Raw genomic sequence first — 12,220 nt, forward strand, 5'->3', positions numbered from 1 at the left:
TGCCAGCCATGGGGAGCCAACAAGCTTCTATGAACACCTGGACTGGCTGAAGAGCGTGCTGCACCAGGTGGAGGGCATGGCCGGCACGGTGCTGCTAGCCCACTTTGATCGAGGGCTAGAGCCTCAAGGAACTGGCTCAGGCTTTGAATTGCAGCCGCTCATCCCTGCGCCTTCATCTCAATGAGGGCCTTCACCTACTGTGGAAATGGGCCCGCCGCGATGCTGTTGATACCAATCCAAAGTAACTGATCAGATCGCCATCAGTAGCATCGCCAAAACTGCGGCAAACAGGGTTTGGAAAGCATTGACCAGCTCATTGCCCAACCAGGCTACGCGATCCTGCACCAAAGTACCGAGCAGACTTTCGCCGAGGGTTGCCACCAGACCAACCAACATTACCAGCCTCGCCATAGGCCATGAGGGAACCAGCTGCAGGGCCAGCATCACCAGAGTCATCGCGATGCTGCCGGCGGCACTGGCCAGGGTTCCCTCAAGGCTGATGGCCCCCTCGGTGCCTGGTGGGACCCCACGAAGGCTGGTGATCAACACCGTGGTGCGACCGAAACGCTTGCCGATCTCACTGCCGAAGGTGTCGGCCAACTTGGCGGCGAAACTTGCAGCAAAGCCAACCAACAACAGTTCATGGGGCTCGACACCGGCACCGATGAGCAGTGCCAGGAAGGCCCCAACAGCAGCGGAACCCCAGACGTTTTCTGGGCCGCGCTGACCACCGCGGGCTTCGGCAAGACCCCGGCTTTGCTTGTTCTGAAAGCCGATCTTGGTGACCAGACTTCCCAGGCAGAGGTAGGCGACCACGGCCAACCAGCCCGACCAACCCAGACAACCCCAAAGGATCGTGCCCAACGCAGCCGCATGGACCCAACCACTGCGGGTGAGCACGGTTGTCCGCTGCGCCAGGGAAATCAAAACCGTGTTCACCACCAGGGCCTGAATCCAAAGTGCGGACATCACACCGTGTTGCAGTGCCCTAAGCATCTCCTGCCTGCGGCCACCGCAGAGGGAGAATCGGGTGCGTTCGTTCTCTGGTCGACCGGATGGTGTTCAACAGCAACAAGGGCTTTTTCCTCACCCTGGATGACGTCGCCGCTCCGGCCACCCTCGAGCTGCCTCAACAAGAAGCCCCTGAATCTGAAGAAGAAGCGCCGGCCGAGGAAGCTGTCGTCACAGCCTCCCAGCCCTCAGTGGTTGCCGAGCCTTCAGTCACAGAGACCGTTGCCGAAGCCAAAGCTGAATCCAGCTCTCAGCCCGCAGCCTCACTCACCACTGCAGAAGCCATCGCCGCTGAACTGGCTGCAGCAGAGGCAGCCCGCCCGGCCTTGACTTATTCCACCTTTGCACCCAGCAACCTGATGCCTGGTGGCGGACTGCGCCAGCGCAGCCGTCGGCCTGGAGCAGCTCTGAAATCCTTCCGGGGCATCGCTCAGGATCTGTTCAAGAGCTGATCAGCCCATCGCGCCAACGCACCAGTTCAACCGCGCCTGCCACTGCAGCTGTTGAACTGCGCAGGATGGTTGCCCCCATCCGCACAGGCCGAATCCCTGCTTCGGCAAAGAGGCTCTGCTCTGCTGAGGTCCATCCCCCCTCAGGACCGATCACCAACCAAGTGGGCTGAAGGGGATCGCCCTGTTGGCGCAAACATTGATCCAATGATGGAGCTGCCGTCTCGCGGGTGACCCCCACCAGACGAAGACCCTCCAACTCCCCGATCCATTCGGATAAACCGTTCACCTGATGCAGCTGCGGCATCCACAACCGCTCGCACTGCTCCACCGCCTCTCGAATAGTTGTCGCCCATCGCTCCGGTCGATGGTCGGCCTGGGGAACACAGCGATCGCAGCGCAGGGGCTGAATCCGATCAATACCGAGCTCACAGGCCATTCGGACCACCTCATCCATCCCCCGCCGCATCAAGGCCACGGCCAGGCCCAGCTGAGGTTGTGCCAAGGGTTCATTTTTTTGCGCTGACCTGTCAAGCGCAAGCAACTGCGGTTCCACCAGGGTTGCGAGCGTGAGGCGGCCGCAACCATCGATCACATCCACCTGCTCGCCACAGCGCAAACGCAACACCCTCCTCAGGTAGTGCTGCTCGCCGGTGTTGAGCAGAACCGATCCACCCTGCTCCAGGCGATCCGGCGACAGGAGCAAACGCCGGCGTTCAGCCACCGGCAGGGAAAACGCTGTCGGGATGGTCTTCAACCGGCCAATTTTCATTGACCCCACCGACGACCAGCTCTTCGATCTGAACCACGTCGGAATCCAGTTGACGCAGGGCATTGATCAAGACATCGATGGCGACACCATCCGACGTACCGAGATCCACCCAGCACCGTCCCCAATCGTTCTGGTATTCGAGCTGCCCCATGTTGTGCATCAGGGCGGGCATCGCCGACTCCGCCCCATCGTCGTCGTAGGCCATCCAACTGAGATCGGAGCCTGCATCATGAACCTGCAGGTTTTCTGCGTTAAAGCCGCCCAAACGCCCGATCACGTACCAGCTGTCGAACACACCATCCACGTAATTCCGCTCTCCTTGGCTGGGAGGTTCCGAGAAACGGATCCATAACCAGCAATTGAAGGGATCGATTTCACGAAAACGAATGTCCATAGGGCCATCGCGACACCTTCATCATCGTTCAAGCTGATCGCATGCTCGATCTCTCAGGAATCACCTATGCACCTGCGACGGCTGGTGCCCCCATCCTCGACGGCGTTGGTTTTCACGCGCAGAAGGGACGGCAGCTGCTAATCGCTGGCGCCAGTGGATCCGGAAAGACATCGCTGCTGGAAATCATCAGCGGTTTGGCGTCAGCCATATCCGGCAGCATCCGCTGGAATGGCAGCGTGATGAAACGACGGCAGCTGCGCTGGCTTTGCGGCATCGTCTTCCAGTTTCCCGAGCGCCATTTTCTCGGGCTGAGCGTGGCTCAGGAACTGCGGCTGGGCCATCGGCGGCTCGGTCATGAGCGCGAACAGAGCGTGCTCGAACGTGTTGGCCTCAACAACATCGCCTCCACAACGGCGCCAGAACGGCTGAGCGGCGGGCAGCAACGGCGGCTTGCCCTAGCGGTGCAAATGCTCCGCGGGGCTGAAGTGCTCCTCCTGGATGAACCCACCGCAGGGTTGGATTGGTCGGTGCGACGCGACGTGCTGGATCTGCTCGCCGGCCTGGCCCATGAACAGGTGTTGATCGTGGTCACTCATGAACCCGAACTGTTTCAGGACTGGGACTGCGATCGCCTGCGTTTGCAAAGCGGGCGGCTCGAATCGATGACTACATTGCCCTGAGCTTCCGAGGGGACATGGCCGACCGGATGGTTCGCGCAACAGCCGCTGCAGGCGGCATCCGGTTGGTGGCGGTATCGACAACTAACATTGTGTGTGAGGCGAGGGAGCGCCATGGGCTTTCATTCCTGACCAGCGTGATGCTCGGACGGGCCATGGCGGCGGGACTGATGCTCGCCAGTTCGATGAAGGTGCGCCACGGCCGGGTGAATCTGCGCCTCGGCTCCGACGGACCGATCAAGGGTTTGATGGTGGATGCAGGTCGCAATGGAACCGTTCGTGGCTACGTCGGCGAGCCGGCCCTCGAACTCGATCCGATTCAGGATGAAGCTGGGCATTTCAGCTTCAACTTCAAGGAGGCCGCCGGCACCGGTTACCTCCACGTGATGCGTGACGACGGCAAAGGCGAGCCCTTCAACAGCACCGTTGAGCTCGTCAGCGGAGGCATTGGTGAGGACGTTGCCTCCTATCTGCTCCACTCCGAACAAACCCCTTCAGCTGTGTTTGTGGGGGAGCAGGTGAACAGCGCCGGCATCCACGCCAGCGGTGGCCTATTGGTTCAAATCCTTCCCAAAGCGGCGGAAGAGCCCGCCCTGGTGGAGCTGATTGAACAGCGTTGCCGCGAGATCACTGGATTCAGTCAGCGGCTGGCTGCAAGTGGAGACCAGCTGGAAGATCTGCTTCGGGACGTCTTCCCCGACCTTGATCCCAAACCCCTCGACGACGCCGAGGCCAGTCAGGAGCTTCGTTTTTTCTGTCCTTGCAGCCGTGAACGCAGCAAGGCAGCCCTGCTACTGCTGGGCAGGGACGAACTCACTGACATGCATGACAAAGATGGTGGTGCGGAACTGACCTGCCACTTCTGCAACAACCGCTATGACTTGAGTGCTGCGGAGCTGCAGGACCTCATTGAGAGCCTATCGTGGGCGGCCTGAAGTTCACGCCAGGAACAGAGCTGCAGCCCAGAGCACCAGAGCGGCAGGTAAGGCTTGGATCTGCAAAGGACTGAGAGCCAGCTGCTCAACAGCAGTGGGGGAAAGCGCCAGATTCAGCAATGAGCCCGCCACCAAGCCCGCACTGAGCACCAGCAACGTCCAGCCCAGGGATGCCAGTGGACGACGACCACGGCGAACCTGACTCAGAAAAACGCCGATTGTTGCCAAAGCCAGCACCAACTGAATGCTGCCGGCCGAGATCAGCAACAGAGTAACGCCGATGATCCCGGCAATGATGCGCGCGGAACGCCCCTGCCCGTCCACCAGGGCCCAGTTGGGCTTGAGACCGGAGAGGGATTGGGACGGATCGGGCAGCCTGTTGCGGAGATTCGCCAACACATTGCCCATCGGTGCCTGAGCAGGCGGAGAAGGCATCGATCCCGCCATTGCCTCCCGCTCCGACGCCGTCGCTGCAGCAGCACTCACCTGACCCTGTTGACGGTCACGCAGGCGGGCCATCAAGACGGCGTCGTAGGCCGCTTCAACCTTCGCTCGGGCCTGATCATCACCGGAAACCTCGGCGAGACATCGTGCCTTGGCCGCCTGAACCTGATCAAAGCCCGCATCACGGCTCAGCCCGAGACGGGCAAATGGATCATCCGCGTTTGCATCGGGACCAGATTCACCCAGGGCTGCCATTGCGTCGATCGGGTTCGTTTGATGAGCGTATCGGGGTCGGTTCAGAAGAGGGGCGCACCGTGACGAAAACCTTCGCTCCGCTCAAGCCGGCTACGGCAGCTGAGGGCATCCACCCGGTTCATCCAAGAGCGACGTTTGATCAACGGCATCTGCGGAGGAAGGTGATAGCCCTCCAGCATTTCCACTGATTCGTCATCACCACGAAAACACACATATTCGGTACCGCCGTCAGCGTTGTTCCTCAACAGCCAGAACGTACTCACGGAAGTTGGAGGCGCGGCACGATTCTGGCGAGAGAGCCGAAGAGGTGTGGATGAAGAGATCCGCCCTGCTCAAAGACTGATCGGCTCAACTCCACTCACCACCGGGGCAACACTGCTGAGTTCAAGCTCGGGGTGGTCTTCCAGGAGCTGATTGTGATTCCACTCATTTTTGAACAGCAGCACAGGCCGATTCCAGGCATCACGCACGGTCTTGCAATTGAAGATCCGCCCGACCTTCTCAAGTTCGGCCCAGCCACCGCTGATCCAACGGGCAACATGAAAACCCATAGGCTCAAGGCGGGTTTCAACGCCGTATTCATTTTCAAGCCGGTGCTGCACCACCTCAAGTTGGAGTTGTCCAACGGCCGCCAGAATTGGATCCCGCTTGCTCTCATCGGTGTCGTAGAGGATCTGTACAGCCCCCTCTTCCCGCAGCTCATTCACCCCTTTTCGGAAGTTTTTGAAGGCTGAAGGGTTGGGGTTGTGCAGCCAACTGAAAATCTCCGGGCTAAAGCAGGGAATGCCTTCGTATTCCACTTTCGAACCCACATAAAGAGTGTCGCCAATGGAAAACATGCCGGGATTATTGAGACCGATCACATCACCCGGATAGGCGTCTTCCACCACGGCTCGGTCCTGACCGAACAGCTTTTGAGGACGTGAGAGACGGATCGCTTTGCCGGTGCGGGCATGCTTCACCGTCATGTCTTTTTCGAAACGGCCGCTGCAGACGCGGACGAAGGCCACCCGGTCGCGGTGCCTGGGGTCCATGTTGGCCTGAAGCTTGAACACGAAGCCGCTGAACCCTTCACGCAACGGGTCCACCAGACCTTCGCTGCTGGATCGGGCGATCGGTCGTTGCGCCATCTCAAGGAAGGCATCGAGGAACGGACGGACCCCGAAGTTGGTCATGGCTGAGCCGAAGAACACCGGGGTGAGCTCACCGGCATGGACCATCTCGATATCCAGCTCGGCGCCAGCCGCCTCCAGAAACTCCATTTCTTCAACGGCCAGATCCAGGAGTTCCTCTTCCACCAACTCGCGCAGGGCAGGGTCGTCCAGGGAGAGGCGTTGCTCACTGGCCTGCTTGCCGCGTTCAGCACGGCTGAACAGAACCACCTCTTTGCTGCTGCGGTCGATCACGCCACGGAATTGCTCTCCACTGCCAATCGGCCAGTTCACAGCCCAGGGGGTGAGGCCGAGCTCCGACTCGATTTCATCGAGCAGGGTGAGCGGTTCTCGCCCCGGGCGGTCCATCTTGTTGATGAAGGTGAAAATCGGGATCTGGCGCATGCGGCAGACCTCGAACAGCTTCCGGGTCTGAGGCTCCAAACCCTTGGCGGAGTCCTCCAGCATCACGGCGTTGTCCGCAGCTGCCAGCGTTCGATAGGTGTCTTCGGAAAAATCCTGGTGACCTGGCGTGTCCAAGAGATTGATCGTGGTGGCGTCGTAATCGAACTGCAGCACCGTTGAGGTGATCGAAATCCCCCGCTGCTTTTCAAGCTCCATCCAGTCGGAGGTCACCTTGCGCTGCTCACCCCGGGCTTTCACCGCACCGGCCTGCTGAATGGCACCCCCGTAGAGCAGCAACTTCTCGGTGAGTGTCGTTTTTCCCGCGTCGGGGTGAGAAATGATCGCAAAGTTGCGACGGCGATCCACCGCCGAGGCCAAAACCTGGGCCAGATCACCATCAGTGGTCGCTTGACTGCCGCTCATCGGATTTCAGGACTTCACCAAGCCTGACACCACCAGATAACGGTCGTCCTCCGCCGACACCGTCAACTGGTTGAGACCAAGTCTGTGGAGCTCTGCAGTCACCTCCTGAGGTTCAAAGGCCGCCGCCAACGAGGCAGCGAAGTCGTGCTGCAACACTTCTGGCGCCGATGGCAGGTGTTTGAGCAGCAGCTGTTGAATCTCGGCGTCGGAGGACGGACGCCGCAGATCCCGATGCAAGGCGCGACACCCCGGTGCTGCCAAGCCTCTGGTGACCGTCCAGAGCAGATCGGGTTGGTGCAGGTGATGCAAAAGGCTGTTGCTGACGATCAGATCGGCCTGCCCAAGCAGAGGACCTCGAAGAACTTCCTGAAGGTTCTGACAGAGGAATGACATCTCCTGCTGCTGCTGCGCTCGCTCCCGGGCCACAGCCAGCATCGATTCGGCACCGTCAATGCCGATGATTCGAGACTTGGGGAAGAGTCCGGCCAGCCGAAGGGTGATGTTTCCCGGGCCACAACCCAGGTCCACCACCAGTGGATCGGATGGCAAAGGTGATGTAGAGAAGAGGAGCTGCTGGATCGCCTCGATGGTGGCTTGATCTCCGGAGCTGAAGTCGGCAGCGGCATAGGCCTGCACCTGTGCATCGCCGTTCATCAACTCAGGCTCCAGCCGCCGCTGCATCGTTAATGCTGCCGATTTGGAGCTCAGTTTGAACGGGACACTGTTGATGGTGGTAAACAGGCCTTACTACCCCCATCTGTAGCGTTAGGGTTTCGATACTTGTCCTTCGCCCCAGCACCGCACGTGACCCTCACTTCAAATCGTGTGGAGACCTCTGCGGGAGCTGTCGCTGGGTTCGACAACTTCCCCGCAACCGCTCCTGCTGCCAACCCGGTCTTCTATCGTACCTACAGCCGCAAAACCCCCAGCGGCCGTGAAAGCTGGAGTCAAGTGGGTGCGCGAAACCTGGAAGGCCTGCGTCAGCTGGGCAACCTCAAGGATGCGGAAGTGGCCCTGCTGGCTCGCATGCAGGCTGAGAAAAAAGCCCTTCCCTCCGGACGCTGGCTCTGGATCGGTGGCACCCGCTGGATCAAACAGCCCGAAAACTTCTCGGGCTCCTACAACTGCACGTCCACTAACCTGGTGGATTGGCAGGCCTTCGGTCTGATGATGGACCTGGCGATGATGGGCTGCGGCACCGGCGCCATCGTCGAGCCGCACCTGATCGACCGGCTTCCGGTGGTGCGCAATAGCTTTGAAGTCCTCAGCGTCAGCGAAATCGGCGTCACTCCGGCGCCTGAGCGCCAGGACGACTGCACTCACAGCATTGATGGCAACAAGGTGACCATCAAGGTGGGCGATACCCGCCGTGGCTGGGTGGACAGCTACCAGCTGATGCTCGAGCTCAGCAGCGATGCACGGTTCAACGGCGGTCCCATTCAGATCGAGGTGGACCTCAGCGATGTGCGGCCCGTCGGGGAAACGCTGAAGGGTTTCGGCGGCATGGCCAACCCCGTCAAGCTGAAGGATCTCTACGGGCGCGTTGCTCGGCTGCTGAACAAGGCCCAGGGCCGTCGGCTCACTTCTGTGGAGTGCTGCCTGCTAATTGACGAAGCCGCCGTCACGATCGTGGCCGGAAACATCCGTCGCAGCGCCGGCATGCGCCAATTCGCCGCGGACGACCAGGCCGCTGCGTCATCCAAAGACAACCTCTGGCAGCAAGACGAGGAGGGCAACTGGAGGATCGATCCCGAGCGTGATGCGCTGCGGATGGCCAACCACACCCGCGTTTATCACACCCGTCCCAGCAAGGACATTGTGCACGCAGCGGTGACTAAGCAGTTCCACTCCGGTGAAGGTGCGATTCAGTTCGCTCCCGAAGCGATCGCTCGCTCCAATGCCGATCTGCTCACCACCCCTGAACTGCGCACGGAATTCATTGCGATCTACTGCGACCAGGGTCGAGAGGAAGCGGGTCGTTGGTTATCCGACAACCATGGCCCCATCGGCGATAACGAGCTGGAGCACCGCCTCAGCCGTTACGGATTGAATCCCTGCGGCGAGATCCTGGGTGCTGACTTCCACTGCAATCTGGCCGAGGTGCACCTCAACCAGATCGACCCCAGTGACGAGGAGGGCCAGGCCGATGCTTTCCGTGCATGTGCCCTGTCGGTTGCATGCTTGCTCAACCACCGTTTCGAGATTGAGCGCTACCGCCAGAGCCGTGAGTGGGATCCGATCGTGGGCGTCAGCTTCACCGGTTTGTTCGACTTCTTCGTGCATGCCTTCGGCACGGATTGGCTGCGTTGGTGGGAAGCCGGCCGGCCTGAAACCAAGGAGGGTCTGCGCTTCAAAGAGCAGGAAGCCGCTTACCTGAGCCGGTGGAAAGAGATCGTCAATCAAACGGTCTGGGACTATTGCGACCGCCATGGTCTGCGTCGCCCCAACCGCTGCACAACTGTCCAACCTGCAGGCACCAAGAGCCTGCTCACCGGTGCTGCCCCCGGTTGGCATCCCCCCAAAGCCCAACGCTTCATCCGCCGGATCACCTTCCGCAAGAACGACCCCGTGGCCATGGCCTGCATGGACTACGGCTACAGCATCGTTCCCTCCCAATCCGATAAGGATGAGGAAGGCCGTCTGCTGAATGAACCCTTTGATCCCCGTTGCACCGAATGGCTGGTGGAGATTCCCACCGAGGTGAGCTGGGCCAACCTGCCTGGTGCTGATGCCGTCGACATCAATGGCTTCAGTGCTATGGCGCAATTCGATTTCTACATGCAGGTGCAGCGGCACTACACCGCCCACAACACCTCGGCCACCATCGAATTCCGTGAGCACGAAATCGAACCGTTGGCCGATGCTCTGCATCAAGCTATGGAGAAGGGCGAGGGCTACATCTCAGCAGCCCTGCTGGCCCGGTTCGATGCCAATGCTACCTTCCCCCGTCTGCCCTTCGAGCCGATCGATGCAGCTACCTATGAGGAGCTGCAATCCGCTGTGGTGAAGCGTCGCGTCAGCAGTGATTTCTTCGAAGCACTGCAGCGTTACGACCAGGGTGAGCTAACGGAAGCCGGCCCCGCTGGTTGTGATTCCGACAAGTGTCTGCTGCCTCTGGCCAAGCCGGAAAACTGAGCTGGGATCACGCCCAGATACAGTTATTGGGTGTCCTGCGGGGCACCTGACACCCTCTGGAGAGGTGGTCGAGTGGTTTATGGCTCTGGTCTTGAAAACCAGCGTGTCTTTACCGGGCACCGTGGGTTCGAATCCCACCCTCTCCGTTTTGAACAACCTAGAACGACAATCACGATAATCGTTCGTCTTCCAATGAATTAGAAAATGTTGTGTGGCCGACGGTGATGCATCACCGGAGCGATTCGACCACGTCGATACGTGGACGGGCAAATCCGTTTCTTAAGAAAGAAACGGATTTGCCCCCTGCCGAAGCAAGACTCAAACACCAACGCGTCGGACATCGCTCTGTCCGGCTTCCAAGCCCGGTTAGCAACTTGGAGAAGCCATTATGAGCCGAACCGTCCAAATTTTTAAAGGGGTTGTGCTCGGATTTTTCGACATCCACAAACTGCACCCAAGACTCGAAGTGATTCCCGTCTCGACGACCTAGGTCGAACTCTGGAATTGAAGACCCATGCATCAAAAGACGAGGTTATTGGCGCGTGGAAACACGATCAGCCCGCTTGGGTCGGTGTCTCGATGCTGCTGCCGTCGAAGTCGAAGATATAGGCCGCTTCCTTAGCAACCAGTTCACGTATTTCTTGACGGGGGATATAAAGCAGATCGGTGTCACCAGCCGCGCAGGCTCCTGCATGGCGGCAGTAATAACAGGCATAACCAAAACAAGGCTTGATGACCCTGGGGTCTTGCTCGATCCCAGTCTTTTCCATCAATGAACACACAAGGCGGCAACAAAAGCGTTGTTTCTAGATTTGCATCAATGCGAAATCACGGAGCACATCTTGCATGCTCCGACTCAATGAAGCGCAATAGGCCTTCAACAAAGCCCGCTGATCCAGCTCGCAGCTGGGCCCAGAAACGCCGCCAAGCACCCTTCCAGCAGCTACCAGAAAGCAACCCAGCAGTTGCTTTCTGGTAGCTGCTGGATTACCTTAGAGATGCTCCGGCAGCAGACGGGCCATGATCAAAAGCTTAACCCGCGGGACCCAGGTCAAGCTCACGGTCTCCGTTCCGCCGAGCCTTCATGTGCTGCTTCGCAGCTGGGCCCTGTGCGAAGGCCATGAGCTCACTAGCATTGTACTCCAGTGCGTGGAGCTATCGGTGCGCCAACTCAAGAGCAATGGCTCCATACCCAACGCAGCCATCCGCGCCTACGAGGGTGCCTGTGATGAACGTCTGGCCGTGGGAGAGTTGTGATCGTGCAGCTTGAACAGATCGAACAAGCGCTTCAGGCACCAGTGATGGACACCGTGATTGCCCTGAGTGAACGGATTCAAACCCTTGAGAACAACCCTGAAGGAAGGATCTATACCGCCTATCGCGCCATTGATCAGACCCTCTCCCTTGGATATTCCAGCAACATCGATGCCATCAACGAGCAGCTTCGTGAACGCGATTTCGTGCTGATTGCGAGCCGGAGGGGTACGCGCCGGGAACAGAGGTTGCTGCTGCTCACCCTCAAAGAGATCGGAATTGCCAGCAGCTACAGCGAGAACTGCTTCACCGCATCGCCGAACACGGTGAGCCATCTCATGCACCTCGGCTGGCCCTTGGGCAACCTCAAGCAAGGCGCTAACAGCACCAAGACGCGCAAACGCTTCAACCCTGAGCGCTGATCAACGCTCGACAGCGTGAACCGTCGAGGCCACAGCAGCGGATCGATCTCCACGATCCATCGCCCAGTATAAATCGACAACCGCCCAGGCCCTGGAGGCCGGTTCATCCAAATGGCGCGGGTGAGATGAAGACGTTAGGCCTCCTCACCAAAGGCAATCGTATACACGCGCTCGCACCCGGTGATCTGTTTCACTAGGTCATCAACATAGCGGACAGTGCCCCCCAACCAGAGGCCTCGACCACCGTGAAATCCACGGAGCCGGAAAAGTGCCTCAGTGAATCCAACAGAAGCCAACCAGGGAGGGGTGCTGGGTCGGGATGATGGCGCAAGATCCAGAGTTTAGAAGGCTGAATCTCATAACGCTCTCGCGCTGTGGGGTCGAGATGCAGCTGACAGATGGCGCAGTTATCCACGGAGATGACCTTCAACGACGAACTGCACCGCGGCCATTACCGATCAAGCCGAAGTCGATGATCAGTCCGATCAACACC

15 protein-coding genes and 1 tRNA gene are annotated in these 12,220 nt (G+C 59.4%); 8 read left to right on the plus strand and 8 right to left on the minus strand.

Annotation, left to right across the window (positions count from 1 at the left end):
* Positions 1-184 (plus strand): hypothetical protein (locus ACGVJ8_RS05105; protein WP_392346018.1); only part of this gene is annotated, 184 nt, incomplete at its 5' end.
* A gap of 65 nt (positions 185-249) precedes the next feature.
* Here the strand turns inward: ACGVJ8_RS05105 and ACGVJ8_RS05110 are convergent.
* Positions 250-969 (minus strand): DUF92 domain-containing protein, encoded by a 720-nt coding sequence (locus ACGVJ8_RS05110; protein ID WP_392346019.1) that lies wholly within the window; start codon positions 967-969, stop codon positions 250-252.
* A gap of 86 nt (positions 970-1,055) precedes the next feature.
* Here ACGVJ8_RS05110 and ACGVJ8_RS05115 point away from each other — a divergent pair, with 86 nt between their 5' ends.
* Positions 1,056-1,463, plus strand: a complete 408-nt coding sequence (locus ACGVJ8_RS05115) for a hypothetical protein (protein WP_392346021.1) — start codon at positions 1,056-1,058, stop codon at positions 1,461-1,463.
* On the opposite strand, the gene ACGVJ8_RS05120 is transcribed toward ACGVJ8_RS05115, so the two are convergent.
* Together ACGVJ8_RS05120 and ACGVJ8_RS05125 are read right to left on the minus strand one after the other, a co-directional pair.
* Positions 1,453-2,217 carry a 16S rRNA (uracil(1498)-N(3))-methyltransferase gene (locus ACGVJ8_RS05120; protein ID WP_392346023.1) on the minus strand — a complete coding sequence of 255 codons (765 nt, stop codon included), beginning with the start codon at positions 2,215-2,217 and terminating at the stop codon, positions 1,453-1,455. The two genes, ACGVJ8_RS05115 and ACGVJ8_RS05120, sit on opposite strands and share 11 nt — an antisense overlap.
* The gene (locus ACGVJ8_RS05125; protein WP_392346025.1) at positions 2,177-2,626 is read right to left on the minus strand and encodes a DUF3531 family protein; all 450 of its coding nucleotides are present in this window, start codon (positions 2,624-2,626) and stop codon (positions 2,177-2,179) included. Before ACGVJ8_RS05125 ends, ACGVJ8_RS05120 begins: the two co-directional genes overlap by 41 nt.
* A gap of 41 nt (positions 2,627-2,667) precedes the next feature.
* Here ACGVJ8_RS05125 and ACGVJ8_RS05130 point away from each other — a divergent pair, with 41 nt between their 5' ends.
* Both ACGVJ8_RS05130 and hslO read left to right on the plus strand, forming a co-directional pair.
* Positions 2,668-3,306, plus strand: coding sequence for an ABC transporter ATP-binding protein (locus ACGVJ8_RS05130; protein ID WP_392346027.1), 639 nt, complete (start codon positions 2,668-2,670; stop codon positions 3,304-3,306).
* Positions 3,307-3,320: 14 nt separating this feature from the next.
* Positions 3,321-4,238, plus strand: a complete 918-nt coding sequence (gene hslO, locus ACGVJ8_RS05135) for an Hsp33 family molecular chaperone HslO (RefSeq protein WP_392346029.1) — start codon at positions 3,321-3,323, stop codon at positions 4,236-4,238.
* Between the two features lie 3 nt (positions 4,239-4,241).
* On the opposite strand, the gene ACGVJ8_RS05140 is transcribed toward hslO, so the two are convergent.
* The 4 genes from ACGVJ8_RS05140 to ACGVJ8_RS05155 all read right to left on the minus strand — a co-directional run bounded on the left by ACGVJ8_RS05140 (position 4,242) and on the right by ACGVJ8_RS05155 (position 7,597).
* Positions 4,242-4,937 carry a CPP1-like family protein gene (locus tag ACGVJ8_RS05140; RefSeq protein WP_392346030.1) on the minus strand — a complete coding sequence of 232 codons (696 nt, stop codon included), beginning with the start codon at positions 4,935-4,937 and terminating at the stop codon, positions 4,242-4,244.
* A 41-nt stretch (positions 4,938-4,978) separates the two neighbouring features.
* The gene (locus ACGVJ8_RS05145; protein WP_115162081.1) at positions 4,979-5,200 is read right to left on the minus strand and encodes a hypothetical protein; all 222 of its coding nucleotides are present in this window, start codon (positions 5,198-5,200) and stop codon (positions 4,979-4,981) included.
* 69 nt (positions 5,201-5,269) lie between these two features.
* Positions 5,270-6,916 carry a peptide chain release factor 3 gene (locus tag ACGVJ8_RS05150; protein ID WP_392346032.1) on the minus strand — a complete coding sequence of 549 codons (1,647 nt, stop codon included), beginning with the start codon at positions 6,914-6,916 and terminating at the stop codon, positions 5,270-5,272.
* Between the two features lie 6 nt (positions 6,917-6,922).
* Complete coding sequence (locus ACGVJ8_RS05155; RefSeq protein WP_392346033.1) at positions 6,923-7,597, minus strand: class I SAM-dependent methyltransferase; 675 nt, start codon at positions 7,595-7,597, stop codon at positions 6,923-6,925.
* A 123-nt stretch (positions 7,598-7,720) separates the two neighbouring features.
* On the opposite strand from ACGVJ8_RS05155, the gene nrdJ reads away from it, so the two are divergent.
* Both nrdJ and ACGVJ8_RS05165 read left to right on the plus strand, forming a co-directional pair.
* Positions 7,721-10,051, plus strand: coding sequence for a ribonucleoside-triphosphate reductase, adenosylcobalamin-dependent (gene nrdJ, locus ACGVJ8_RS05160; protein WP_392346035.1), 2,331 nt, complete (start codon positions 7,721-7,723; stop codon positions 10,049-10,051).
* Positions 10,052-10,109: 58 nt separating this feature from the next.
* A tRNA-Ser gene (locus ACGVJ8_RS05165) sits at positions 10,110-10,197 on the plus strand.
* Between the two features lie 408 nt (positions 10,198-10,605).
* On the opposite strand, the gene ACGVJ8_RS05170 is transcribed toward ACGVJ8_RS05165, so the two are convergent.
* On the minus strand, positions 10,606-10,821 hold the full coding sequence (locus ACGVJ8_RS05170; RefSeq protein ID WP_392346037.1) for a hypothetical protein: 216 nt from the start codon (positions 10,819-10,821) through the stop codon (positions 10,606-10,608).
* A 250-nt stretch (positions 10,822-11,071) separates the two neighbouring features.
* Here ACGVJ8_RS05170 and ACGVJ8_RS05175 point away from each other — a divergent pair, with 250 nt between their 5' ends.
* Together ACGVJ8_RS05175 and ACGVJ8_RS05180 are read left to right on the plus strand one after the other, a co-directional pair.
* Positions 11,072-11,308, plus strand: coding sequence for a hypothetical protein (locus ACGVJ8_RS05175; RefSeq protein ID WP_392346039.1), 237 nt, complete (start codon positions 11,072-11,074; stop codon positions 11,306-11,308).
* Positions 11,305-11,727, plus strand: a complete 423-nt coding sequence (locus ACGVJ8_RS05180; RefSeq protein WP_392346041.1) for a hypothetical protein — start codon at positions 11,305-11,307, stop codon at positions 11,725-11,727. Before ACGVJ8_RS05175 ends, ACGVJ8_RS05180 begins: the two co-directional genes overlap by 4 nt.
* The last annotated feature ends 493 nt before the right edge of the window (positions 11,728-12,220 follow it).

This window comes from Parasynechococcus sp. (genome assembly GCF_042954245.1).
In the GTDB taxonomy this organism is placed as follows: domain Bacteria; phylum Cyanobacteriota; class Cyanobacteriia; order PCC-6307; family Cyanobiaceae; genus Parasynechococcus.